At 59.2% G+C, this 23430-nt stretch carries 26 protein-coding genes; 13 read left to right on the forward strand and 13 right to left on the reverse strand.

The genetic code is table 11. The features are described 5' to 3' along the window. Nucleotides 1–40: 40 nt before the first annotated feature. Complete coding sequence (locus AC13RC_RS01780) at nt 41–586, forward strand: GNAT family N-acetyltransferase (protein ID WP_488556323.1); 546 nt, start codon at nt 41–43, stop codon at nt 584–586. 340 nt (nt 587–926) lie between these two features. Here the strand turns inward: AC13RC_RS01780 and ribB are convergent, their stop codons facing one another. Both ribB and aroC read right to left on the reverse strand, forming a co-directional pair. Continuing rightward, entirely contained in the window at nt 927–2030 is a 1104-nt protein-coding gene (gene ribB, locus AC13RC_RS01785; protein WP_145633113.1) for a 3,4-dihydroxy-2-butanone-4-phosphate synthase, read from the reverse strand. 10 nt (nt 2031–2040) lie between these two features. After that, nucleotides 2041–3138: a chorismate synthase gene (gene aroC, locus AC13RC_RS01790; RefSeq protein ID WP_488556324.1), complete on the reverse strand. Its 1098-nt coding sequence runs from the start codon at nt 3136–3138 to the stop codon at nt 2041–2043. A 388-nt stretch (nt 3139–3526) separates the two neighbouring features. Between aroC and AC13RC_RS01795 the strand changes: the two genes are divergently transcribed. Then, complete coding sequence (locus AC13RC_RS01795) at nt 3527–3787, forward strand: DUF1344 domain-containing protein (protein ID WP_015339036.1); 261 nt, start codon at nt 3527–3529, stop codon at nt 3785–3787. 214 nt (nt 3788–4001) lie between these two features. On the opposite strand, the gene AC13RC_RS01800 is transcribed toward AC13RC_RS01795, so the two are convergent. The 4 genes from AC13RC_RS01800 to AC13RC_RS01815 all read right to left on the reverse strand — a co-directional run bounded on the left by AC13RC_RS01800 (nt 4002) and on the right by AC13RC_RS01815 (nt 7490). Beyond that, nucleotides 4002–4598 (reverse strand): histidine phosphatase family protein, encoded by a 597-nt coding sequence (locus AC13RC_RS01800; RefSeq protein ID WP_069613740.1) that lies wholly within the window; start codon nt 4596–4598, stop codon nt 4002–4004. Nucleotides 4599–4615: 17 nt separating this feature from the next. Further along, nucleotides 4616–5434 (reverse strand): enoyl-ACP reductase FabI, encoded by an 819-nt coding sequence (fabI, locus tag AC13RC_RS01805; protein ID WP_069613741.1) that lies wholly within the window; start codon nt 5432–5434, stop codon nt 4616–4618. Nucleotides 5435–5555: 121 nt separating this feature from the next. Further along, nucleotides 5556–6719, reverse strand: a complete 1164-nt coding sequence (locus AC13RC_RS01810) for a DnaJ domain-containing protein (protein ID WP_488556325.1) — start codon at nt 6717–6719, stop codon at nt 5556–5558. Between the two features lie 312 nt (nt 6720–7031). Beyond that, the gene (locus tag AC13RC_RS01815) at nt 7032–7490 is read right to left on the reverse strand and encodes an RT0821/Lpp0805 family surface protein (RefSeq protein ID WP_069613743.1); all 459 of its coding nucleotides are present in this window, start codon (nt 7488–7490) and stop codon (nt 7032–7034) included. 64 nt (nt 7491–7554) lie between these two features. Between AC13RC_RS01815 and pdxH the strand changes: the two genes are divergently transcribed. Further along, on the forward strand, nt 7555–8175 hold the full coding sequence (pdxH, locus tag AC13RC_RS01820; RefSeq protein WP_112605952.1) for a pyridoxamine 5'-phosphate oxidase: 621 nt from the start codon (nt 7555–7557) through the stop codon (nt 8173–8175). A 3-nt stretch (nt 8176–8178) separates the two neighbouring features. On the opposite strand, the gene AC13RC_RS01825 is transcribed toward pdxH, so the two are convergent. Next, nucleotides 8179–9234, reverse strand: coding sequence for a polysaccharide deacetylase family protein (locus AC13RC_RS01825; RefSeq protein WP_488556326.1), 1056 nt, complete (start codon nt 9232–9234; stop codon nt 8179–8181). 227 nt (nt 9235–9461) lie between these two features. Here AC13RC_RS01825 and AC13RC_RS01830 point away from each other — a divergent pair, with 227 nt between their 5' ends. Together AC13RC_RS01830 and AC13RC_RS01835 are read left to right on the forward strand one after the other, a co-directional pair. Then, complete coding sequence (locus tag AC13RC_RS01830) at nt 9462–10781, forward strand: D-alanyl-D-alanine carboxypeptidase family protein (RefSeq protein WP_183810750.1); 1320 nt, start codon at nt 9462–9464, stop codon at nt 10779–10781. A 108-nt stretch (nt 10782–10889) separates the two neighbouring features. Next, nucleotides 10890–11195 carry a pyrophosphatase gene (locus AC13RC_RS01835; RefSeq protein ID WP_488556327.1) on the forward strand — a complete coding sequence of 102 codons (306 nt, stop codon included), beginning with the start codon at nt 10890–10892 and terminating at the stop codon, nt 11193–11195. A 13-nt stretch (nt 11196–11208) separates the two neighbouring features. Here the strand turns inward: AC13RC_RS01835 and tldD are convergent, their stop codons facing one another. Then, nucleotides 11209–12624, reverse strand: a complete 1416-nt coding sequence (tldD, locus tag AC13RC_RS01840) for a metalloprotease TldD (protein ID WP_488556328.1) — start codon at nt 12622–12624, stop codon at nt 11209–11211. A gap of 63 nt (nt 12625–12687) precedes the next feature. Then, complete coding sequence (locus AC13RC_RS01845) at nt 12688–13311, reverse strand: invasion associated locus B family protein (RefSeq protein WP_069613870.1); 624 nt, start codon at nt 13309–13311, stop codon at nt 12688–12690. Nucleotides 13312–13648: 337 nt separating this feature from the next. Here AC13RC_RS01845 and coxB point away from each other — a divergent pair, with 337 nt between their 5' ends. The 6 genes from coxB to AC13RC_RS01875 all read left to right on the forward strand — a co-directional run bounded on the left by coxB (nt 13649) and on the right by AC13RC_RS01875 (nt 18965). Continuing rightward, nucleotides 13649–14539 (forward strand): cytochrome c oxidase subunit II, encoded by an 891-nt coding sequence (coxB, locus tag AC13RC_RS01850; RefSeq protein WP_113331975.1) that lies wholly within the window; start codon nt 13649–13651, stop codon nt 14537–14539. 13 nt (nt 14540–14552) lie between these two features. Next, entirely contained in the window at nt 14553–16247 is a 1695-nt protein-coding gene (gene ctaD / locus AC13RC_RS01855; RefSeq protein ID WP_113353906.1) for a cytochrome c oxidase subunit I, read from the forward strand. Between the two features lie 58 nt (nt 16248–16305). Then, the gene (locus AC13RC_RS01860) at nt 16306–17265 is read left to right on the forward strand and encodes a heme o synthase (RefSeq protein WP_488556329.1); all 960 of its coding nucleotides are present in this window, start codon (nt 16306–16308) and stop codon (nt 17263–17265) included. Then, nucleotides 17265–17402 carry a hypothetical protein gene (locus tag AC13RC_RS01865; RefSeq protein WP_085999192.1) on the forward strand — a complete coding sequence of 46 codons (138 nt, stop codon included), beginning with the start codon at nt 17265–17267 and terminating at the stop codon, nt 17400–17402. The genes AC13RC_RS01860 and AC13RC_RS01865 overlap by 1 nt, the downstream gene beginning before the upstream one ends. A 9-nt stretch (nt 17403–17411) precedes the next feature. Next, nucleotides 17412–18023, forward strand: coding sequence for a cytochrome c oxidase assembly protein (locus AC13RC_RS01870; RefSeq protein WP_113331972.1), 612 nt, complete (start codon nt 17412–17414; stop codon nt 18021–18023). Between the two features lie 63 nt (nt 18024–18086). Further along, on the forward strand, nt 18087–18965 hold the full coding sequence (locus AC13RC_RS01875) for a cytochrome c oxidase subunit 3 (protein WP_488556330.1): 879 nt from the start codon (nt 18087–18089) through the stop codon (nt 18963–18965). Between the two features lie 168 nt (nt 18966–19133). Here AC13RC_RS01875 and AC13RC_RS01880 read toward each other — a convergent pair whose 3' ends face one another. The 4 genes from AC13RC_RS01880 to AC13RC_RS01895 all read right to left on the reverse strand — a co-directional run bounded on the left by AC13RC_RS01880 (nt 19134) and on the right by AC13RC_RS01895 (nt 22077). Beyond that, a complete protein-coding gene (locus tag AC13RC_RS01880) occupies nt 19134–19751 on the reverse strand; it encodes a LysE family translocator (RefSeq protein ID WP_488556331.1) in 618 nt (205 codons plus the stop codon). Nucleotides 19752–19828: 77 nt separating this feature from the next. After that, nucleotides 19829–20188: a VOC family protein gene (locus AC13RC_RS01885; RefSeq protein ID WP_488556332.1), complete on the reverse strand. Its 360-nt coding sequence runs from the start codon at nt 20186–20188 to the stop codon at nt 19829–19831. Nucleotides 20189–20345: 157 nt separating this feature from the next. Next, nucleotides 20346–21188 carry a protein-L-isoaspartate O-methyltransferase family protein gene (locus AC13RC_RS01890; RefSeq protein WP_488556740.1) on the reverse strand — a complete coding sequence of 281 codons (843 nt, stop codon included), beginning with the start codon at nt 21186–21188 and terminating at the stop codon, nt 20346–20348. 238 nt (nt 21189–21426) lie between these two features. Further along, nucleotides 21427–22077, reverse strand: a complete 651-nt coding sequence (locus AC13RC_RS01895; RefSeq protein WP_488556333.1) for a chloramphenicol phosphotransferase CPT family protein — start codon at nt 22075–22077, stop codon at nt 21427–21429. Nucleotides 22078–22225: 148 nt separating this feature from the next. Here AC13RC_RS01895 and AC13RC_RS01900 point away from each other — a divergent pair, with 148 nt between their 5' ends. Beyond that, complete coding sequence (locus tag AC13RC_RS01900) at nt 22226–22645, forward strand: DUF983 domain-containing protein (RefSeq protein ID WP_069613871.1); 420 nt, start codon at nt 22226–22228, stop codon at nt 22643–22645. Continuing rightward, the gene (locus AC13RC_RS01905; protein WP_488556334.1) at nt 22638–23399 is read left to right on the forward strand and encodes an SURF1 family protein; all 762 of its coding nucleotides are present in this window, start codon (nt 22638–22640) and stop codon (nt 23397–23399) included. Before AC13RC_RS01900 ends, AC13RC_RS01905 begins: the two co-directional genes overlap by 8 nt. The last annotated feature ends 31 nt before the right edge of the window (nt 23400–23430 follow it).

Genomic DNA, 23430 nt, shown 5'->3' on the forward strand with positions numbered 1-23430 from the left:
GAGTCCAATAGGCAGAAGAACACCCGAAGAGGAGAGTTCGTTGTCGTCGCTGATTCTAAAAGGCCGCAATGTTAGGCTCCGCCCGCCATGTGCCGAGGACGCCGATGTGCGCTTCGCTTTAGGTACGAATGCCGAGATCGCGGAGATGTATGGCGTTAACAAGGAGGACATCGAGCCCATCACCCGGGAGGGCGCAACGCGATGGGTTCAGGGCCTTGCCGATCAGCCTCATGCCTGGGTTATCGAAATCGACGGCGTCTTTGCCGGCATAATCCGATTGGACAACGTCAATCGCCAGGACCGACGCGCGACGATGGCAATCGGGATCTATAATCCGGCGCTGCTTGGTAAAGGCTTTGGCACGGAAGCGATCACGCTTCTGCTGGATCATGCCTTCGGCGAGATGAGACTGCATCGCATCGGAATACGCGTGCTCGCCTACAACAAGCGCGCCATCCGCGCCTATGAAAAATGCGGCTTCATCGTCGAAGGGAGGGAGCGGGAGACCGCCTACGTCAATGGCCGCTGGCACGACGACATCATGATGGGCCTGTTGGATCGCGAGTTTTCATCACATCGCTTTTGAGGGGGGCGGTCACACGGAGCGCGCGGGTGGGGTGACAATTGGTTGGCTACGGAGATCGACGCAATCACCCCACCCCGGAGCTTCGCTCCGACCCTCCCCCTCAAGGGCAGGGGTATCGCATATGAGCGGAGATCGCCGCTGTCCACCTTCTCCCCAGCGGGGAGAAGGTGCCGCCAGGCGGATGAGGGGGTGCCTGCCAAGACCACAAAAATCCATGAATTCAAATCGATAACCCCTCATCCGACCCTTCGGGCCACCTTCTCCCCAAGGGGGAGAAGGAGCTTATGGTGCTCGTCCGCCTCCATATGCGATAGCCCTGCCTTCAAGGGGAGGGTAAAAATCAGCAGATCTCCGTCTTGGCAATCTTGATGCCGAATCCTTCCAAGCCGACATAGTGCCGCTCGCGGCTGGTGAGCAGCTTGATCGAGCTGACGCCGAGATCCTTCAGGATCTGCGCGCCGAGGCCGATTTCCAGCCATTCGCTGTCTCGCGCCTGTGCCTCGGCGTGGCTCTCGCGCTCGGCCTGACGCGCCTTGCGGCCATTGTCGAAATGACCGACACCGACGGAACCTTCGCGCAAATAGACGATGACACCCCGGCCTTCCTCGGCGATCTTCTTCATGTAGAAATCGACCGGACGGCGCTTGCCGAACAGATCCTCGGCGACATTTTCCGGATGTAGCCGGACTGGGATATCGACGCCGTCGCGAATATCGCCGAAAACGACGGCAAGATGCTGCATCGGGTCCCAGGGCAGGGAATAGGTATGGGCGCGCGCCTTGCCGAACGATGTTTCGATGTCGAAGCTGGTGCCGAGCTCGATGAGGGTTTCCTTGCGCTGGCGATAGGCGATGAGGTCGGCGACGGAAACGAGCTTCAGCCCGTTCTGCTCGGCGAATTCCACCACTTGCTGGCCGCGCGTCACCGTACCGTCATCATTGACGAGCTCGCTGATGACGCCGATCGGCGGCAGGCCGGCAAGCTTGCAGAGATCGACGGCGGCTTCCGTATGGCCCGAACGCATGAGCACGCCGCCTTCACGCGCAACCAGCGGGAAGATATGGCCCGGACGAACGAAATCCGTCGGCCCGACATTCGGATTGGCGAGGTTTCGGACCGTCAGCGTCCGGTCGTCGGCGGAAATGCCTGTTGTGGTGCCATGCTTGAAATCGACGGAAACGGTGAAGGCCGTCGTATGGGCGGAATCATTCTCCGCGACCATGGCGTTGAGGTTGAGTCGCTTGGCCTCCTCGCGCGGCATCGGCGTGCAGACGATGCCGGACGTGTGCCGGACGATGAAAGCCATCTTGTCCGGCGTGCAGTGAACGGCGGCAACGATCAGATCGCCTTCGTTCTCGCGGTCATTGTCGTCCATGACGACGACGATCTCGCCGGCTTCGAAAGCCCTTATGGCATCGACAACACGCTTCTGGTCGTAAGACATCTCGAAGTTCCTACCTCTGCTGGCCCGTCTGGCCGCGATCCCTCAGATAATGATCGGCAACGGCGCAGGCGACCATCGCCTCGCCGATCGGCACGGCGCGAATGCCGACGCAAGGATCGTGGCGGCCCTTGGTGCGCACATCGACATTGTTGCCATCGGCATCGATCGACTGGCGTTCCGTCAGGATCGACGAAGTCGGCTTGATGGCAAAGCGCGCGACGACGGGCTCGCCTGTGGAAATGCCGCCCAGGATGCCGCCGGCATGATTGGACAGGAAGATGCGCTTGCCGTCATTGCCCATGCGCATGGCATCGGCATTTTCCTCGCCTGTGAGTTCAGCGGAGGCGAACCCTTCACCGATTTCGACGCCCTTGACGGCATTGATCGACATCAGCAGCGAGGCGATATCCTGGTCGAGCTTGCCATAGATCGGAGCGCCGAGACCGGCCGGCACGCCTTCCGCCACCACTTCCACCACGGCACCGATCGAGGAGCCGGCCTTGCGGATACCGTCGAGATAGTCTTCCCAAATAGGCACGATTTCGGGATCAGGCGCAAAGAACGGGTTCTGATCCACCTGCGCCCAATCCCAGTTGGCACGGTTGATCTTGTGCTTGCCGATCTGCACCAGCGCGCCACGGATCGTCACGCCGGGCACCACGAGACGGGCGATGCCGCCGGCAGCGACGCGCGCCGCGGTTTCGCGGGCTGATGAGCGGCCGCCGCCGCGGTAGTCGCGAATGCCGTATTTGACGTCATAGGTGTAGTCTGCATGGCCGGGGCGGTAACGCTTAGCGATCTCGCCGTAATCCTTCGAGCGCTGATCGGTATTCTCGATCAGCATCGAGATCGGTGTGCCGGTCGAGATCATCGTCTCGCCGTCCTCGTCCATCATGACGCCCGACAGAACCTTGACGAGATCGTCCTCGCGCCGCTGCGTCACGAAGCGCGACTGGCCCGGCTTGCGCTTGTCGAGCCAGGTTTGAATGTCCTGCAGCTTGAAACGGAGGCCTGGAGGACAGCCGTCGACGACGCAGCCGAGCGCTGGACCGTGGCTTTCGCCCCAGGTGGTGACGCGGAAGAGGTGACCGAATGTATTGTGCGACATGTAAAACGACCGGATTAGCGCAGCCTGACCGGCAGGCCGCGTCTTGTCTCTTGCAATTTCGGCCCACTCATAGAGCATGATGCAAAAAAGTGTAAGCGGTTTTCGGGCGACATCATCCTCATGATCGAGACCAGTTCGGCCTCGATATCGGCGAGCCTAAAAGCCGACAATGCAAGATCTTTCTTTCAGCCGCGCGGATACTGCTGCCGCCTCCGCTTTTCTTGCGCATACCGCGTGGTAAATAAAGATTAACCTGGGCTGTGGATTGTGACGAAGCATTCACCATTTGGGCGGGCGAAGTCATTATTGGGGGCAACTTCCGCCATATTCGACGTGTTTTCTAAGCCGCATAAGAAATCATAATCAATTTACCTGAAGGGTGACGACGATGCGCTTCTTTGTAGCGACGCTTTTGGCCACGGCAAGCCTGCTTGCTCCTGTCGCCGGTTTTGCTGAAAGCGCCGATGTCGAAGCCGTCATCAAGAAGGTCGACGCGAAGAACTTCAACATCACGCTGGATGACGGAAAGAGCTATCAGGTGCCGGAGGATTTCGATTTCAGTGGCCTGCAGGCCGGTGTGAAGGTGGTGGTCTTCTATACGGAAGTCGACGGCAAGCGCGTCGTCAACGATCTCGATATCGTCCAGTAAATAGCGCTGCCGGGCAGCCGGCGGTCTCGGACGGTTTTCCCGCCTTCAAGGTGATTATTCTTCTTCGCTCGCTCCCAAATCACCCAGTCATCCGCGCCTGAAGCGCATCGCGATCTTTCGGATTCGCTTCTTGCGCTTTAGATCTTTGATTTGGGTATGTCATTGTCGCAAACCGCTGCACACTTTTGCGCGACATGCTTTAATCGGGAACCGTCTACATCCAACCGATGATCTTCATCTGCGGATCGACCTTCAGGATCTGGTCCTGATGGATCGGGATTTCCGCCGCCTCTTCCTTTTCGACATCGCCGATCAGACGGAACAGCGTACGGATGACGCCGCCATGCGTGACGCAGACCGTCGGGCGGTCGACGGATGCCAGCCATGAGCCGACGCGCCAGGAGAGGATTTCATAGCTTTCGGCATCTTCGCCAGGCGGGATGAAGTCCCATTTATTCGCCTTGCGCTCGGCAAGCCGGTCGGGCGCTGTTGCCTTCAATTCTTTGAGGGTAAAGCCTTCCCAGGCTCCGAAGGACAGTTCGACGAGCCTGTCGTCGGTCGCATAGTCCTTGGGCGGCAGGCCCATGGCATCTCTGGCGATTTCCATGGTTTCGCGCGTGCGTCGCAAGGGGCTGGCGACGAAATCGAAGGGCCGGTTTTCGAATGCGAGGATTTCGGCGAGATCGATGCCGTTCTGCCGCGCCTGTTCGCGGCCGATGGCGTTGAGATCGATGTCTTTCTGCCCCTGCAGGCGACGCTCGGCATTCCAGTCGGTCTGACCGTGACGTATCACATAGAGGATGGGCGACACGGTCAGCTTCCTGTTGGTCAGTCCTTCGCGACGGAAATGTCGGGCGCGTCCACGGCCTTCATGCCGACCGTATGATAGCCCGAATCGACGTGATGGATTTCGCCGGTCACGGCCGTCGACAGATCGGACAGCAGATAGAGGGCGGAATTGCCGACTTCGTCGATCGTGACGGTCCGCTTCAGCGGTGCGTTGTACTCGTTCCACTTGAGGATGTAGCGGAAGTCGCCGATGCCCGAAGCGGCGAGCGTCTTGATCGGGCCTGCCGAGATCGCGTTGACGCGGATGCCGCGGCTGCCGAGGTCGACTGCGAGGTAACGCACGCTTGCTTCGAGAGCAGCCTTGGCGACACCCATGACGTTGTAGTGCGGCATGACCTTTTCCGCACCGTAATAGGTGAGGGTGATCATCGAGCCGCCGTCATTCATGATTCGCTCGGCGCGCTGTGCAACCGCCGTGAAGGAATAGACGGAGATGTCCATCGTCTTCGTGAAGTTGTCGCGGCTGGTATCGAGGTAACGGCCGGTCAGCTCGTCCTTGTCGGAAAACGCGATGGCATGCACGACAAAATCGATCTTGCCCCATTTCGCCTCAAGCGTGTCCATGACGGCATCGATCGTTGCCGGCTCGGTTACGTCGCAATGGCCGGCCATGAAGGCGCCGAGTTCCTGAGCGAGCGGCTCGACGCGCTTCTTCAGGGCATCGCCCTGCCACGTCAATGCGATTTCGGCTCCGGCATCGGAACAGGCCTTGGCAATACCCCACGCTATCGAACGGTTGTTTGCTACGCCGAGGATGACGCCGCGCTTGCCTGCCATGAGGCCAGTGGATTGAGCCATATTCTGCTCCCTTGAACTTTAGATGAACCTGCCTATGGCATAGGCCGTTCCCCTGTTCAAGCATCGTAAAGATCATCAACTGTTAGGGATCGTAACAAAGGGTGCTGTTGTCACCAAAATTTCACAGGAAAAGCCCCTCGCGCATACTGCGCATGAGATCCGTGACCTTATCGTCGGGTTTTTCCCACAGCATCAGCCGCAATTCGACGATGAGATCGCCTTTTGCACCATTGCCATCGGGCAATCCCTCGCCGGAAATGCGAACGACCTGATCCGAACCGGACCAAGCCGGCACCGTGATCCTGACCGGTCCGTTCAATCCTTCGACCGTGGTTTCGCAACCTAGAACGGCATTCTCTATCGTAATGGGTAATATTGTACGCACATCGCTTCCGTCGAGCGTGAAGCGTCCGTCGGTCGACAGGTGAACGGTGACGGCGACATCGCCGCGCAACATGCCCTGCAGTTTCAGTCCCTGGCCCTTGAGGTGAAGCACCTGGCCATTGGAGATATCAGTCGTCGCCTGAAAGCGCGCCTCCCGGTTGTCGGGCAGCGGAACGGCAATCCAGCGGCTCTTCAGCATGTCGTCGAGCGTTACCGTGGCTTCGGCGGCGACCTCCGGGGTTTTCTCCGGCGGCTTTTCGGGCGCACTGCCGCCCGTGATGCGTCGTACCAGAGAGCCGAGGATGCCGAAGGCGGAGCGCGAGCCGGCAGCTGCTGAAACCGTGGCAAGCTGCTCCTCTTCCACCTGCGGCTCTTCCGGTGCCGCGGTATCGGGTTGCTCCTGCGGTTTTTCCGCCTGCCTTACGCCTGTTGCCGCCGTGGCCGGTGCCTGCTGCGCCTGGCCGGTCTTCACTCCGAAAATGCGTTCGACCATGTCTTCCGGAGATTCGGTGGCATTGCCCTGTTGGCCGGATGCAGCGGAGGCTGCCGCTTTGCGGGCGTTGGCCCGCGCGAGCTCTTCCATGATCTTGTCGGCATTGGCGCGCGCGGCCTTGGCCCGCTCGGCAGCCTCGCGAGCCGCCTGCCGCTGCTGCATGATCGTCTGTTCCTGGCTCTGACCCTTTGCCTCGGCCATACGTGCGATCTGGTCGTAGCGGCTACGCTTTTGCGGATCCTTCAGCGTCTCGTAAGCCCGGCCGATTTCGGCAAACCGTTCCGACGCGGTCGGATCGCCCAGATTGTGATCGGGATGGGCGGTCTTCGCCAGACTGCGCCAGGCGGATTTGATTTCCTCCGCCCCCGCATCTCTCCGAACGCCCAGCACCTTATACGGATCGCGCATCTTTCCCGCCATCATTCATGGGTGTGCCGAGCCCCATCGCAGCACCCCAAGCAAAGAACCAGTTAGCGCTTCGCCATCCTGCTTCCTGTCATGGGAGGCAAGGCTGATGCGCCGATGAGCCGATCCTGCGGGAAAAGTTGCTAATCAGGCGTTACGGCGGATGGAACCTGAAGACCTGCATTTCAAGGCATGGTTAGCCGATCGCTAACGGGCGATGCTTGGGATTTGCAGTCGGACCCGGATCGCCGATGATAATAGAATGCCTATCAGCGTGAACTGATTTGAGGGCGGGACGAAAAGGGAGAAAGGCGCTCAGCCCGCCTGCTGGAAGCTGAGCAACTGCCATTCGCCAAGGCCGACAAGGCAAGTCCTGCCCGAGAAATTGGCAACGCCCTGATAGGAATGCCGGCTGGTGCGGAATTGGCGGCAGACCACGCCAGACGCATTGCTTTCGACAATCGTGTCGATGACACCGGCACTGCCGGTCGAGGTGTTTGCCCAGGGTATGGGCTGGCCGTTGAGTTTGTGGAGATCCGCCGAGGTAACGGCATTGCGCACCGTGGTCTCGTCGGAGATGCTGTCCGTCGTTACGGGGGCCGTCGGCACGGTGCCCGTCGATACGCTGCGATCCACTTTGGCCGAGCTCAGATAGTCCATGCCGCCGCCGACGCAGCCGCCAAGGGTGAAAAGGGAGACTAGGGCGACAGCCATCGTCACGCCTTTTGCAAGCTTGCGCTTTGTATGAACGATCGACTTTGCTATGACTTCCACCCGAACTTCTTGGCCAGCCAGAGGGGCCGGCGGTTATTAGGAATTGCGGAGCTTTTGAATTAATATGTCGGAAAACGAGTTAACAAGCGGTGACTTCACCGAGCAGAATGAACCTTTCAGTCTCTTTGCGTCCTGGCTGCGTGAGGCGGAGACCACCGAACCGAACGATCCGAATGCGGTAGCGCTGGCAACGGTGGATAAGGATGGTTTGCCAAATGTCCGCATGGTTCTTCTGAAAGGTTTCGATAGCGACGGATTCGTATTCTATACAAATTTCGAGAGCCAGAAAGGCCAAGAAATTCTTTCCCAGAAGAAAGCGGCCATGTGCTTCCACTGGAAGTCGTTGCGTCGCCAGGTGCGCCTGCGTGGCCTGGTTGAAGTGGTGAGCGATAAGGAAGCCGACGAATATTATAAGACAAGGCCTCGCGGCAGCCGCATCGGTGCTTGGGCCTCAAAGCAGTCGCGACCACTGGAAGGCCGCTTCGCGCTGGAAAAGGCCGTTGCCGAATATACCGCCCGTTACGCGATCGGCGATATTCCGCGCCCGCCTTACTGGTCCGGCTTCCGCATCCGGCCGCTGTCGATTGAATTCTGGCACGATCGCCAATTCCGCCTGCACGATCGCATCGAATTTCGCCGTGATGTACCGGAGGGTGCCTGGCAAAAGGTGCGGATGTATCCGTAAATCCTATGCCGTTTCCCGGCGTCCCATCAGCCGCATGGGGATGCCGGATGCAAGCGCCGACGCATAGCGGGGCTTCTGGTAATGGCCGTTCAGCGATAGCCGCGGCAGCAATAGCAGGGAGTTGCCGTTTGCTGTCGTGATCGTGCCGGGGCGGGTGGTGACTCCGACAGAAAAGCCGAGTTCGGCCGCAAGCCGCCCCTCGCGCGGCGAGACGGCCTCGTTCGTGCCATAGGGATAGGCGATCGTGGTTGGCCGCTTTCCGGTGATGTCGGCGACATAATCGGCCGAAAGCGCCATCTCCGCGACAGCCTCCGCTTCGGGGAGCCTTGCCAAGGCCCGATGGCTCACCGTATGGGCGCCGAGGGAGGCAAGGGGATGGCGCGCGAGCTGCCGCAATTCGTTGCGATCCATGATCGATGCACGGACGATATCGAGCGGCTCCAGGCCGTGACGCCGGGCAAGCTCATCGATCCGGCCGACAGCTTCACTTTCCTCATGACTGTGGACAAAGGCGGCGAAGCGGGCAAATGCCGCATGCTTCTGGCTATCCTTGCCGAGTGGCAGAAACTCTTCTCCCGACCCGAAATCGAATGTCAGCCGATCAAGCCGGCCAAGCAGTTCGCCCAGCGTCTCCCACCATAAACTATGCGTCCGCTCCGAAAGCCCCTGGGCGACGAAGACGGTGAAGGGCACATCGTGGCGTGCGAAGATTGGCAGGGCGTGTTCAAGATTGTCCCGATTGCCGTCGTCGAGCGTCACGGCGACGAAGGGCGGCTTGCCGGCCTCTTTTGCCCGGGATGGAAGAGCGTCGAGTGCAATGAACTCGTAACCGTCTTGCTTGAGCCGAGCGATGGCGCGATCGAGAAAATCGGGTGAGACCTCCAGATGCGCATTGGGCGCAAAACGGCAGGGGAGGGCAGGGCGGACGTGATGAAGGGTGAAGATCGTGCCGAGGCCGGCAACATCGCGCATCAGTCCCGCACCCTTCAAAAGCGCGGCAGCCTCAAGCCCGCTTGAGATCATCGTGCGCTTGAGGCGGACCTTGATGCCCTGTTCCATGCGGCTCGACCCGGTTGACCAATGTCAACGCTGTAGCGCATTCCCGTTAAACCTTACTGAATCTTCGTCATAATTTCCAATGCGTTAATGCTTATTTTACCAGGAAAGGCAAAATTGAAGAACTATCGAGGCTGTTGCCTCAATATCGCACCGGTATCAGGCTTTTTGTCGCAAAATCATACAGGGATTGATGCGGTGTGTTGGCATTCTTTCGGTTGGGGACAATTATGAAACGACTTCTGATGGCTTTGTCTGTGGCCGTCTTGCTGTTGAGCGCTCCTGTAGCGAGCTTCGCCGGCAGCGCCTATTTCATCATGGATGCAAAGACCGGCAAAGTGCTGGCATCGAGCAATGCGGATGACCTCAACCATCCGGCATCGCTGACCAAGATGATGACCCTATACATGACCTTCGAGGCGATCCATCGCGGCAAGCTGAGCTGGAACACCCGGATCCCGGTTTCGCGCTTCGCTGCAGCTAAGCCGCCAACCAAGCTGGGCCTCAAGCCCGGCGGTACGGTGACTGTCCGCGAAGCCGTCGATGGCATGATCATCAAGTCCGCCAACGATGCCGCAACCGCCATGGCGGAAGCGCTCGGCGGCAGCGAGAGCGGTTTTGCACGGATGATGACGCAGAAAGCACGCGAACTCGGCATGCGCCGCACCACCTTCCTGAATGCATCCGGTCTTCCGAACATGCAGCAGTGGACGACGGCGCGAGATATGTCGACGCTCGCCGTCGCGCTCATCAACAACTATCCCCAGGAGTACCGGCTCTTCTCGCAGACGAGCTTCAACTACCGCGGCCACTACGTGCGCGGCCATAACAACCTGATGTATCGCTATGAGGGCATGGACGGTATCAAGACCGGCTATACGAATGCCTCTGGCTTCAACCTCGTCAGCGCCGTGCGCCAGGGCAATCGCCGCGTGATCGGCGTCGTCATGGGCGGCGCCACGGCGCGCGGTCGCGACGCGATGATGGCGTCGCTGCTGGACCGCTATGTGCCCAAGGCAGCCTCCGTCGCGACATCGCGCCTGATGGCGAGCGTCGGCGGCGGCAAGATGGGCAAGCAGGTTGAAGTGGCGTCTGCATCGGACGATGTTGCCGTCGATGTCGATGCCCAAACCACTGCCACGACGACACCTGCGCCGGCGCGCAAGCGTACCGAGGTCGTCCCAATGGCATTCGCCGCCGCCTCGAACGTCACCGTGCCGATGGATCGCCCGGCTGCGATGGACGAGATCCTCGTCGACAACAAGCAGGCAGCAGCCGCCAGCAAGCCGATGGTATCCGGAAGCTGGCAGGTACAGATCGCGGCGACGCCAACCGCTCAGGCTGCCAAGGATTTGCTCTCGGAAGCGAAGTCCAAGGCCGGCAATGCGCTCGCCAATGCCTCGCCCTATACCGAAGCCGTCGGCAAAGGCGCCAGCACGGTCTATCGCGCCCGCTTCACCGGCTTTGCAAGCCGCGACGATGCAAGTTCGGCCTGCTCCGCTCTGAAGCGCAAGGACTTCGATTGCATGCTCCTGCCGAGCAAGGGCTGAACATAATCTTGATTGGATAGAAGCGAGCCGGCGGAGCAAATCTCCGCCGGCTCGACTTTTTTGCGGGAATCGTTCATTGATGAATGGAACATAAAGGGAACGATTTCAATGCTGAAAGATCTGATGGAGCAATTCGAAACGGCTTCTGCACGCTACGCCGCCGACAACGGCATGGAGCGCGACGACGACTGGTTCGTGTTGAAGCTCCAGGAAGAAATGGGCGAGTTGGTCCAGATCTGGAACAGGGTCACCGGCCGCGGGCGGCGCAAGGGCATGAGCGACGCGGATCTCGCGACGGCGCTTGCCGATGAAACGGCCGATGTGCTCGGCCATATTCTTCTATTCGCGCATCGCAATGGCCTCGATCTACCGGCTGCCATCGAGCGCAAGTGGCTCTTTCGCCCTCAGGCGTAGCAGGCCGGGGCGGTTAAGCCTTGGTGCCGCCCACCGTGATCTGGTCCATGCGCAGATGCGGCTGACCGACGCCGACGGGAACCCATTGGCCGGCTTTGCCGCAATTGCCGATGCCGGTATCGAGCTTCATGTCGTTGCCGATCATCGAAACGCGCTTCATCGCATCTGGTCCGTTGCCGATCAGCATGGCTCCCTTGATAGGAGCGCCGACCTTGCCATCCTCGATGAGGTAGGCTTCGGTGCAGCCGAAGACGAATTTGCCTGAGGTGATATCCACCTGACCGCCGCCGAAGGAAACGGCGTAGATGCCCTTCTTCACCGAAGCGATGATTTCGTTCGGCGTCTTGTCGCCGCCAAGCATATAGGTGTTGGTCATGCGCGGCATCGGTGTATGGGCATAGCCTTGGCGACGGCCGTTGCCGGTCGCCTTCATGCCCATCAGCCGGGCATTCTGCCGGTCCTGCATGTAGCCGACCAGCTTGCCGTTCTCGATCAGTACGTTGTAGGCCGAAGGCGTGCCTTCATCGTCGACGGTGATTGAGCCACGGCGGTTCTCGATCGTGCCGTCATCGACGACGGTAACGCCGGGAGCGGCGACCATCTGGCCGAGCAGCCCCGCGAAAGCCGATGTCTTCTTGCGGTTGAAATCGCCTTCCAGCCCGTGGCCGACGGCTTCGTGCAGCATGACGCCCGGCCAGCCGGAGCCGAGCACGACATCCATCGTGCCGGCGGGTGCTTCGATCGCCTCGAGATTGACGAGCGCCTGGCGAAGCGCCTCGTCGGCGCCGTGATGCCAATTGTCTTCTGTGACGAAATCGCCGAAGCCGATGCGGCCGCCCGTGCCGAAGGAGCCGGATTCCTGCCGGTCGCCGTCACCCACGATGACAGAGATATTGACGCGCGTCATCGGCCTGACATCGCGGACGCGATGACCATCGGCGCGCAGAATGTCGACCACCTGCCAGCTCGCGGCGATGGATGCCGTCACCTGGCGCACCTTGTCGTTCTTGTCGCGCAGATAGCTGTCGATCCGCTGCAGGAGCTTTGCCTTTTCCTCGAAGCTCGGCGTGCCGATCGGGTTCTCGTCGCCGTAGAGCACCTTGTTGGTACGCTGTGGCGCGGCTGCATAGGAGCCGGCATAGCCCGATGTCACCGCACGTACCGCATCGGCGGCGCGCTTCAGGGCGGCTTCGGACAGGTCGCCCGCATGGGCATAGCCCACCGCTTCGCCGGCAACGGCGCGAAGGCCGAAGCCCTGCTCGGTGTTGAAGCTGCCGCCCTTCATACGGCCATTGTCGAAGGTCAGCGATTCCGCCTGGACATGCTCGACGAAGAGTTCGCCGTCGTCGGCGCCGGACAGCGCCTCGGCCACGATGCCGCGCAGCTTGGTTTCATCGGCATCGAAAAGAGTAAGGAGATCGGTGTTCATGGGTCAGGTGCTCCGTTCAGAGCCGATGTAGGCTTCGCACCGCGCAAGAGCAAGCCCATCCGGTCAGGGAAGGGCGTCGTAGCCGTCCGCGAAGCCCTTCAAGTCCACAGGGATGCCGATCCCTTCTTCCGGCGACTGGAAGACGATGAAGGTTGCCGTAGCGCCGCTGCGCAGCGTCTTCAGCAACTGGTCCTCCAGCACGACTTCGGCGTAGCAGCCGTCGGAGAAGCAGCGCACGAAATAGGCGCGGCCGATATCTTTACCATCGATATTGAGGCCGAGACCGTTGGGCAGCAGCACGCCGAGCGGCGCCAGCACGCGAAGGATCTTGGATTTGCGGTCAGCCGTCTTCAGCACGACGACGGACAAACCGATTTCGGGACGATCCTCCGCAATCACGTTCTGCATCAGCGCGCATTGCTCGGTCGAAGCGCCTGCCGGCTTGTCGCAGACGACGGACCATGCGCCATGGCTGGAGCGAACCGTACCCGGCGGTTGCGGAACCTGGCTCGTTGGCACCTGCTGCGTATGCGGCTGCTGTTGGCCCGGCTGGTCCGGCTGCAACTGTTGGGTCTGCTGCGCCGGCGGCTGAGTCTGCTGTGCCTGTTGCGCCCATGCGGGTGCGGCAACTGCGGCAGCGACGCTACCGGTAACAAGCAAAAGCCGGGCGAGGGAACGAAAACCCATGGAAACCTCTAGATTCGAATCAGTGCCGCTATTGTTGAAGCCCAGGCCGGCAAATGAAAAGCCCCGGCTGCTGGATTCCAACCGACTACGGCGGAAATACGACGTCTACTCCATTTTGTCCCGGCGGCGCCATGGACCGCGATGCAATTTTTCGTATGATGATGAAATGCTTGCCATGTCCGGGACAAGCATGGGGGGATATTCGCGCAAAAATGCCGCACTAACAAATGTCTTGAGTTGTTGCGGAGTACCCCAAACTGTGGTTTGAAGCGCAATGGATTGTAGGGATACTGCGTTTGAGGAAGATCTGGGATCAAACGCTGGAGGGAGAGACATCGTGATTAAGAGAGCTTACGCGGCTCTGGCGGCTATGATCTGTCTGCTTTTTGCGACAGGTAGCTACGCCGATCAGCCGAGACCTTGGGAAACCGGTATGCAGCAGGCGGCAACCGGCAACATGCATCAAATCCGCTGGTTTGAGGCATACACGCTTTGGTTTATCATTCCGATCACGCTGCTTGTTCTGGCCCTCCTGGTGGTGGTCATGGTCAAGTTCCGGGCCTCCAAGAACCCGGTTCCGTCCAAGACGAGTCACAACACGCTGATCGAAGTCATCTGGACCATCGGACCGGTCCTTATTCTTCTCTTCCTGGCCATTCCCTCCTTCAATCTACTGACCGATCAGCTGACCTTCCCGGAGAAGACGGATGTCACCGTCAAGGCGACAGCGACGCAATGGCAGTGGAATTATGAATATGAAGGCAGTGGTGCGACGCCGGTTGCCTTCGATTCCTTCATGCTGAAGGAGCAGGACCGCACCGCCGCCGGCAAGGACGACAAGTCGAAATATCCGCGGCTGCTTGCTGTCGACAATGAAATGGTCGTGCCTGTCGGCAAGAACGTTCGCCTTCTTATCACCGCCGCACCGGCCGACGTCATCCATTCCTTCGCCATGCCCGCCTTCGGCATCAGGATCGATGCTATTCCGGGCCGTCTGAACGAAACCTGGTTCAATGCCGACCGCGAAGGCCTGTATTATGGACAGTGTTCCGAGCTCTGCGGCAAGGATCACTCTTTCATGCCGATCGCCATCCGCGTCGTCTCCGATGATCAGTATAAGCAGTGGCTGGCCGCTGCTGCAACCGACGTCGGCAAGGCGAACAAGGCTCTGATGGCCGCCGTCGATCAACCGACGACCGTCAAGGTCGCGGAAAACACGGCGAAGTAAGAGGGTAGGAACAATGGCTGGATCCAAGGCACACGACGATCACTCGAATGAGCTTCACGACGCTCACGCGCATGACGATCATCACGCACACAAGCAGACCTTCGCCGAACGTTGGCTGTTTTCGACGAATCACAAGGACATCGGCACGCTCTATCTGATCTTCGCGATCTTCGCGGGCGTGATCGGCTTCCTCCTCTCCGTTGCCATTCGCATGGAATTGCAGGAGCCCGGCATCCAGATCTTCAGCGGTCTCGCGTCGATGGTCTACGGCTTTTCGGGCGATGCTGCCATTGATGGCGGCAAGCAGATGTACAACGTCTTCGTCACCGCCCACGCGCTGATCATGATCTTCTTCATGGTCATGCCGGCGATGATCGGCGGCTTTGCCAACTGGATGGTGCCGATCATGATCGGCGCGCCCGATATGGCGTTCCCGCGCCTGAACAACATTTCGTTCTGGCTGCTCGTTCCGGCCTTCCTGCTGCTCATCCTCTCGATGTTCGTCGAAGGCCCGGCAGGCGCCTACGGCGCAGGCGGCGGCTGGACGATGTATGTGCCCTTATCCGGCACGGTCGGCCATCCCGGCCCGGCGATCGATCTGGTCATCTTCGCGCTGCACATTGCCGGTGCCTCATCGATCCTCGGTGCGATCAACTTCATCACCACGATCCTGAACATGCGCGCTCCCGGCATGACGCTGCACAAGATGCCGCTGTTTGCCTGGTCGGTTCTGATCACCGCCTTCCTGCTGCTGCTGTCGCTCCCCGTTCTGGCTGGTGCCATCACCATGGTTCTGACGGACCGCAACTTCGGCACGACCTTCTTCGCGCCGGAAGGCGGCGGTGACCCGCTGCTCTATCAGCACCTCTTCTGGTTCTTCGGCCATCCGGAAGTCTACATCCTGATTCTGCCCGGTTTCGGCATGATCAGCCACATCATCTCGACCTTCTCGCGCAAGCCGATCTTCGGCTATCTCGGCATGGCTTACGCTATGGTCGCGATCGGCGCCGTCGGCTTCGTCGTCTGGGCCCACCATATGTACGTGACCGGCCTCTCGCTCGACACCCAGCGCTACTTCGTCTTCGCGACGATGGTCATCGCGGTTCCGACAGGCGTCAAGGTCTTCTCGTGGATCGCGACGATGTGGGGCGGTTCGATCCAGTTCCGCACGCCGATGATCTGGGCGCTCGGCTTCATCTTCCTGTTCACGCTCGGCGGCGTCACCGGCGTCCAGCTCGCCAATGCCGGCCTCGACCGCGAACTGCATGCGACCTATTACGTGGTGGCTCACTTCCACTACGTTCTGTCGCTCGGCGCCGTCTTTGCCATCTTCGCCGCCTGGTACTACTGGTTTCCGAAAATGACCGGCTACATGTACAATGAGCGGATCGGCAACTGGCACTTCTGGATCACCTTCATCGGTGTCAACATGGTGTTCTTCCCGCAGCACTTCCTGGGCCGTGCGGGCATGCCGCGCCGCTATATCGACTATCCGGATGCCTATGCCGGCTGGAACTTCGTATCCTCCATCGGCTCCTATGTCGCAGCCGTAGGCCTTTGCTTCTTCTTCTGGGGCGTTATAGATGCCTTCGTAAAGAAGCGCGTCGCAGGCGATAATCCCTGGGGCGATGGTGCGACCACGCTGGAATGGCAGCTGTCGTCGCCGCCGCCGCACCATCAGTGGGAAGAGCTGCCGCGCATCAAGTAGCTCATTTCCGGACGCCGTGATCAGCGGCGTCCGGCTCAACGGATAATTGGAAGAGAGAATGACGGTCATCGACAATCACGAAGCGCTCGCAAAGCAAGGCGAAACCGGCCTGTCGGAAGCGGGTGCGCGCGATTATTTCGAGCTTCTGAAGCCGCGCGTGATGTCGCTGGTCGTCTTTACTGCCTTCACCGGCCTGGTGCTGGCCCCCGGTCATATCAACCCCGTTCTCGGCTTCATCGCTATCCTCTGCATTGCGGTCGGTGCCGGTGCATCCGGTGCTTTGAACATGTGGTACGACGCCGATATCGATGCCGTCATGACCCGCACCAAGAGCCGGCCGATACCTTCAGGCCGTATCAATCCGTCGGAAGCCCTGGCCTTCGGCCTGGTGCTGTCAGGCTTCTCGGTGACGATCCTCGGTCTTGCGATCAATTGGCTTTCCGCCGGCATTCTTGCCTTCACCATTTTCTTCTATGCCGTCGTCTACACGATGTGGCTGAAGCGCTCGACGCCGCAAAACATCGTCATCGGCGGCGCAGCCGGCGCTTTCCCGCCCGTGATCGGCTGGGCCTGCGTCACCGGCAGCGTGCCGGTCGAGAGCATCGTGCTCTTCCTCATCATTTTCCTTTGGACGCCGGCCCATTTCTGGGCGTTGGCGCTCTTCAAGATGGGTGATTACGAGGCCGTCGACGTGCCGATGCTGCCGAATGTCTCAGGCATCCAGACAACCAAGAATCAGATCGTCGTCTATGCGGTGTTGACCGCGATCGTCGGCGTCGTGCCGGCCTTCATGGGCTTTGCGAGCCTTGGCTATGGCGTTGTTGCCGCGATCCTCGGCGTGATCTTCGTGCACTGTTCCATCGCCGTCTGGCGCATGGTCGATGGCGACATGAAGATGGTGCCGGCAAAGAAGCTCTTCGGCTTCTCCATTTTCTATCTTTTCGCGATCTTTTCCGCGCTGCTGATCGACCGGCTCGTTGTTGTGCTGATGTCGGGCGGTGCCGGAGGCTGGCTATGATCGAACTCGTCAAGCTGACCGAGGCGCAGAAGAAATCGCGGCGAGGGCGCAATATCGCGCTCGGGCTGGTGCTTGCCGGTCTGGTGGTGCTGTTTTACGCAATCACCATCATCAAGGTCGGTTCCGGACACGTTTGAGGAGGCGTCATGGAGGGGGAGGTCACAAAGAGCACGAGAAGCGGCGGCCGTAACAACGGCATGATCGTTGCCATGTGCCTGAGCTTCGTCGTCGGCATGAGCGCCATGTGCGCTGCTGCCGTGCCGCTCTATCGCATGTTCTGCCAGGTGACGGGCTATAACGGCACGACGCAGCGCGTCGAGCAGGTCTCGAACGTTATTCTCGACAAGCAGATCCAGGTTTCCTTCGACGCCAATGTCGCGCCGGGCCTGCCGTGGGATTTCAAGCCGCTGCAGAAGTCGGTGAACCCGAAGATCGGCGAGACGGTCGAGGTCAAGTTCCAGATCGAAAACAAGTCGGACAAGATGGAGCGCGGCCAGGCGATCTTCAATGTCACGCCGCTGGAAGCCGGGGTCTATTTCAACAAGGTCCAGTGTTTCTGCTTCAACGAGACGGATCTCGCGCCCGGCGAAAAGCGCGAGATGTCGGTGGTTTTCTATGTCGATCCTGAGATCACCAAGGCTGTGGAAACCAAGACGATCAATGCGCTGACACTGTCCTATACCTATTACCCACGGGAAGGCGTAAAGCCCGTGGCTTCCAATGACGGCAGTACGAAGCCGGTGGAAAAGAAACTTTGATGGAGAGTGCTTCTCGGTTTGACCGGAAGCAATATGGGAAAAAGTTATTCGGGGATTGCTGATATGGCCGAGGCGCATCAGAGAAAACACGATTATCACATTATCGATCCCAGCCCGTGGCCGATCATTGCGGCCCTTGGGGCCTTCGTGATCACCTTCGGCGGCGTCTGCTTCATGCGCTACCTGAATGGCGGCGCGGTGCATCTGTTCGGGATCAATTTCGCGCAGCCCTGGCTGTTCTTCATCGGCCTCGCCGTGATCCTCTACGTCATGTACGGCTGGTGGGCCGACACGATCAAGGAGGCGCATGAGGGCGCGCATACCCGCGTCGTGTCGCTGCATCTGCGCTACGGCATGATCATGTTCATCGCTTCCGAAGTGATGTTCTTCGTCGCCTGGTTCTGGGCCTATTTCGATGTCAGCCTGTTCCCGAACGAGGCGATCCAGGCGTCGCGCACGGCCTTCCTTGGCGGCCAGTTCCCGCCGAAAGGCGTTGAGGTTCTCGACCCCTGGCACCTGCCGATCTACAACACCATCATCCTGCTGCTGTCGGGCACGACCGTCACCTGGGCTCACCACGCGTTGCTGCATGGTGATCGCAAGGGCCTGATCCAGGGCCTGACGCTCACCGTCCTGCTCGGCGCGTTGTTCTCCTGCGTACAGGCCTATGAATATGCCCACGCGCCGTTCGAGTTCAGAAACTCAATCTATGGCGCCACCTTCTTCATGGCGACTGGCTTCCACGGTTTCCACGTTCTGATCGGCACGATCTTCCTGCTGGTCTGCCTCGTTCGCGCCATCAGGGGTGACTTCACGCCCAAGCAGCATTTCGGCTTCGAAGCGGCCGCCTGGTACTGGCACTTCGTCGACGTCGTCTGGCTCTTCCTGTTCTTCTGCATTTATGTTTGGGGCAGCTGGGGCGCGCCGGTCGCGGCGGGCTGATCAGTATCGATCCCTGAAAACAAAAGGCGGGCGCTTAGCGCCCGCCCTAAATGAAATGTGGGGTGCTTTCTGTCGCGAAACTCTTACTTTGCGAGCGGGTTTCGCGACAGATTTTCCCCGAATATTCAGCGGTTCCGATTTTGCCGCAAACTTAGGATTTTCGCGGCACTATCCAGCCCGCTTCACGCTCGCCAGTCCAGCAGCAGCGGCAAGGTAAAACGAGCCGATGAACCGATTCCGAATTGATCCGCGTGTTGCGAGAAGCCACCGGAGACGATCGGCAAGCAGCGCCCAGCAACAATCCAGAGCGGATGCGATCATGAGAAACGAAAGAGATAACACCACGAGCTGCGGGCCAACATCGGCGGACGAAGAGACGAACTGCGGGAAAAACGCACCATAGAACAGCAAGGTCTTTGGATTCGATGACGACACAAGGAAACCGCGAAGAAAGATCGCCCTTGCTGATCGGGGCTCCGGCTTGATCTTTGTGAGATCAACAGCAGGCGCGCGCCATGCCTGAACGCCTAGATATACGAGATAGGCAACGCCGGCCCAACGAATCCATTCAAAAAGCTCTCCAGCCAACGCCAAGACGCCCGTCATTCCAAGGATTGTAAGCACCAACTGGGGAATCATGGCCGTGCTTGTACCGGCGACGGTAATCAAGCCAAATTTTCGCCCATAGGCAATAGAGTTTACGGTGATGAGCGCTACATTCGGTCCGGGCAGTATAATCAGAGCGACAGTTGCAGCGACAAATGCCAGATATGATTCAAATGACATATTTTCTTCCCTCCGATTGTCACGAAATTCTCGAGTTTTGCTCGATACCTTAGCCGGACTTTCAAGCCGTTCGAAACTTAGGAGATTTGCGGCTTTTGCACGACACAGAAAAGATTGCCGTCAGGGTCTTGCAAAACCACATAGTCGGCATTTTCCGGATAGCGCCATGGATATTGTTTCGCTCCGATCGTCAGCAAACGATTGACTTCCTCCTGCTGGCGATCGGTATAAAGATCCAGGTGCAGCCAGCTTCTCCGCCAGCCGCTTCGGTCGCGAGCCTGAAAGGAAACATTCGGGCCGTGGCCTTCAGGATCACGAAGCACAGCCCAGTCATCGCCCACAGGCTCACGCGGGACGTAATGCAAGGCCTCCTGCCAGAACGCGACCATGCGCTCAAATTCACAGCAATGGATCACGATCGAGCCAATTTTGATCATTGGGCTGCCTTCTTCTTCGCGGCACGGCGTGCTCTCGAATGGAATAAAGAGACATGGGTTGTCGCTAAAATTCCTGAAGCCTGCGACATTTTGCGACCCAAATCAGTGGCGTGACAAGTCTCAGGAATCTGTGACGGGATGATTGCCAGATTGCAGCCTAAGCATAGGCTAGGCACCAGCCGGGACCTCGAACCCAACATTGCTCAGTCGGCGGCTCATCATTACGGTACAGCCGCGTCACCCTCCTGTGCTCTCCACTCTCGAATGCCGCCGCAAGTGCTTTTTCCGATTCCGTATCGCGCATTCCTTCACAGGGGAAGATAGCCACCGGCGAAATCCATCGTGCGTGAAATTCCACACCCTTTCGCGTCACGAGGAACATCGCTCCTCGGAGGTGCATGTTGCTCCAATTGCTGCTGGTGAATCCAAGATCGGTTGTCAGCGGGAGGACAAGCCTTCCGCCATCATTGAGCCGGTCCAGCCAGATATCTGCCGGTCGAGTTGCTCCCGCGTTTACATAGATCACATCGGCTGCATCGAAAGCCACGGAGCTTCCATCCCCCTGAACCACGGAAACGCTCCGATAGGGAGTAAGATTTGCTTTCGCCCGCGCTGCAAGCTCTGGTTCGAACTCGATCGCCGTTACCTTGCCAGAGGCGGCAACGAGGTTCGCCATGATCGCGGAATAATAGCCGGCACCGGCTCCAATATGCACGATATGCTCACCTGCTTGCGGCGCAGCTTGTGAAAGCAGGAAGGCATGAAGTGATGGCTGCCCGTTGTTGATGTGGCGCCCCGGGACGATGCCAACGATCTCATCCGTATAAAGGTAGACCGGATCAGCGGTCGGGGTTGGAACATAGGCTTTGCGCATTCGGAAGATCGGCCAGGGACCGGGACCAAGGAAATCTTCTCGCGGTACTTCGGCAAAAGCTGTTTCGATACGCTCATTGACAATTCGAACAGCGGCCGTGATCTGTTTCGCATAAGCTCGACGCACGATCTTCAATTCGTCCGGTGTCATCGGTGGAAACAACTCCAATGAATAGTTTTCCCGTCACGAAATTTCCAATTAAAGTTACAGTTCTGCGACGGTGTGCAGAATGCCTCATGAAGATACTTCCAACAAGATAAACCGTCTGAAATGCCCATGCCACCAGGGTTTCAGCAGCAGTATTTACTTGGATTCCACATTAAGTCAGGGGCGGCGCTGGGCGTCCGCCTTTTGTTTTTTGCCCTCAATCCCTTGAGGCAATCCTCTCGAATGCCGTCGGATGAGGCAGACCTTCAGTGAGCAACTGCCGGATTTGCTCGGCGCATGCCTTGGGGCTTTTCACCGACGTATCGACCTCCAGATCATAGATTCCGGGCCGATGTACCTGTTCCTGCCAGGCAATGACCGGCGCAGGGACAGGCATGCCAGCCTCGACCTTGACGTAAGTGTCTCGTCTTTCCGGCCCTTCCGCCAGCCGCCGCTGCATCACGACATCGAGTGGGCAGCGCACGCCGACGAACAGAACGGGCAGCCCCGTCAGCAGCCGGGCGCAATCAGCGAGAATGCCCAACGGTCGCGAATAGCTGTCATGATGACCGAATTCGGCGACGACATTCAATCCCATGCGGCTATGTGCGGCGATCGAGGCATAGAGTGCGGCATAAAGGCGCGCAACCAGCGGCTCGAGATCAGGCCGCTCGCCGCCGGGACGCAAGCCGATGCCCGGACGATAGCGTGGAGGCGTGATATGCCGCACATAGGCATCGACGCCGAGATTGACCCACACGCCCTCGAAATCAGCCTGTATCGCCTCCACGGTGCTGCTCTTTCCAGATCGCGGCGCGCCGTTGAGAATGATGATCTGGCCAGCCGGCCGGCTTTCGCTGAATGGCATGAATTCGATCCCCTTTGCTTGTTTTGAGGCTGATGAGGAGGAGCTGAGAGCTTTTCGATTGGACGGATGCATGCTTCGCAGTTAGTTATAATGATAGGGGCGAGGTTCATGTGATCGCCCGCTATTTTAGGCTGATCGAGACAGAACTTTGAGCTCAGAGCAAGACAAGACGCCAAACGAGGCATCCCACAGCGACAGCGCTCTCTTTGCGCCCGTCGATCCCTTTAAGGTCGGCATACAGGGATGTTGCCCGCGTTGCGGCCAAGGCAAGCTCTTCGATGGGTTATTGTCGCTGAAACCGCGCTGTGCCGCCTGCGATCTCGATTACGCCTTCGCGGATGCAGGCGATGGTCCGGCGGTCTTCGTCATCCTGATCGTCGGCTTTATCATTATCGGCTCGGTCCTGTGGATGCAGATCAACTATGCGCCGCCGATCTGGGTCTATATCGTGCTGTTCGCGCCGCTGACGATCATCCTTTCGCTTCTATCTTTACGCTGGTGCAAGGGCATCCTGATCGCCCTGCAATATCGCAACAACGCCGCCGAAGGGCGCGTCCATCGTGACTGAGTCCGCAGTGCCTGTGCGTCGCGCCAATCCCTTGTGGCAGATCGCCAAGGCACTGCTTCTTCTCGCGGCGCTCGTCATCCTCATCGGGCTTGGAACATGGCAGGTCGAGCGGCTGCAATGGAAAGAGGGACTGCTGGCCGACATCGCGGCCCGCAAGGACGCACCGGCTATGCCCTTGTCGGCGATCGAGACGATGGCGGCATCCGGCGGCGATATCGAATATCGCGTCGTAACCGCCACCGGCCATTACCTCAACGACAAGGAGCGGCATTTCCTCGCCACCTACGATGGCGATCCCGGCTATCACATCTATACGCCGCTGCAGCTGGGCGACGGTCGCTTTATCTTCGTCAATCGAGGCTTCGTTCCTACAGAGGCGAAGGACCCCGAAAAGCGCAAGCAGGGCGAACTGACGGGCGAACAGACTGTCACCGGTCTTGCCCGCGCCAAACTTGCCGAGCGGCCAGACGGCATGCCGGACAATGATCTCGGCAAGAACATCTTCTTCTGGAAGGATCTGGATGCCATGGCTGCCAGCGTCGGCCTGCCGAAGGACAAGGTGCTGCCCTTCTTCATCGACGCCGACAAGACACCCAATCCAGGAGGGGTGCCGATCGGCGGCGTCACCATCATCGATCTGCCGAACAATCACCTGCAATATGCGGTGACCTGGTATGGCTTGGCGGTGGCGCTGGCAGCGATCGTCGCCATATCCTGGTGGCGCAAACGCCATCCGGACGCGCCCTCACAATAGAGGCCCCACAATGGAGACATGCAATAGAATA

The sequence above is a fragment of the Martinezella sp. CNPSo 3890 genome (assembly GCF_057784455.1).

Excerpts from the sequence above, each read along its gene's own strand:
- AC13RC_RS01835 (WP_488556327.1), top strand. The coding sequence starts at position 10,890 with ATGCTGAAAGATCTGATGGAGCAATTCGAAACGGCTTCTGCACGCTAC.
- AC13RC_RS01830 (WP_183810750.1), top strand. The coding sequence starts at position 9,462 with ATGAAACGACTTCTGATGGCTTTGTCTGTGGCCGTCTTGCTGTTGAGC.
- AC13RC_RS01885 (WP_488556332.1), bottom strand. The coding sequence starts at position 20,188 with ATGATCAAAATTGGCTCGATCGTGATCCATTGCTGTGAATTTGAGCGC.
- ctaD (WP_113353906.1), top strand. The coding sequence starts at position 14,553 with ATGGCTGGATCCAAGGCACACGACGATCACTCGAATGAGCTTCACGAC.
- AC13RC_RS01875 (WP_488556330.1), top strand. The coding sequence starts at position 18,087 with ATGGCCGAGGCGCATCAGAGAAAACACGATTATCACATTATCGATCCC.
- AC13RC_RS01795 (WP_015339036.1), top strand. The coding sequence starts at position 3,527 with ATGCGCTTCTTTGTAGCGACGCTTTTGGCCACGGCAAGCCTGCTTGCT.
- AC13RC_RS01845 (WP_069613870.1), bottom strand. The coding sequence starts at position 13,311 with ATGGGTTTTCGTTCCCTCGCCCGGCTTTTGCTTGTTACCGGTAGCGTC.
- AC13RC_RS01880 (WP_488556331.1), bottom strand. The coding sequence starts at position 19,751 with ATGTCATTTGAATCATATCTGGCATTTGTCGCTGCAACTGTCGCTCTG.
- AC13RC_RS01895 (WP_488556333.1), bottom strand. The coding sequence starts at position 22,077 with ATGCCATTCAGCGAAAGCCGGCCGGCTGGCCAGATCATCATTCTCAAC.
- ribB (WP_145633113.1), bottom strand. The coding sequence starts at position 2,030 with ATGTCTTACGACCAGAAGCGTGTTGTCGATGCCATAAGGGCTTTCGAA.
- pdxH (WP_112605952.1), top strand. The coding sequence starts at position 7,555 with ATGTCGGAAAACGAGTTAACAAGCGGTGACTTCACCGAGCAGAATGAA.
- AC13RC_RS01860 (WP_488556329.1), top strand. The coding sequence starts at position 16,306 with ATGACGGTCATCGACAATCACGAAGCGCTCGCAAAGCAAGGCGAAACC.
- fabI (WP_069613741.1), bottom strand. The coding sequence starts at position 5,434 with ATGGCTCAATCCACTGGCCTCATGGCAGGCAAGCGCGGCGTCATCCTC.
- AC13RC_RS01825 (WP_488556326.1), bottom strand. The coding sequence starts at position 9,234 with ATGGAACAGGGCATCAAGGTCCGCCTCAAGCGCACGATGATCTCAAGC.
- aroC (WP_488556324.1), bottom strand. The coding sequence starts at position 3,138 with ATGTCGCACAATACATTCGGTCACCTCTTCCGCGTCACCACCTGGGGC.
- AC13RC_RS01870 (WP_113331972.1), top strand. The coding sequence starts at position 17,412 with ATGGAGGGGGAGGTCACAAAGAGCACGAGAAGCGGCGGCCGTAACAAC.
- tldD (WP_488556328.1), bottom strand. The coding sequence starts at position 12,624 with ATGAACACCGATCTCCTTACTCTTTTCGATGCCGATGAAACCAAGCTG.
- AC13RC_RS01810 (WP_488556325.1), bottom strand. The coding sequence starts at position 6,719 with ATGCGCGATCCGTATAAGGTGCTGGGCGTTCGGAGAGATGCGGGGGCG.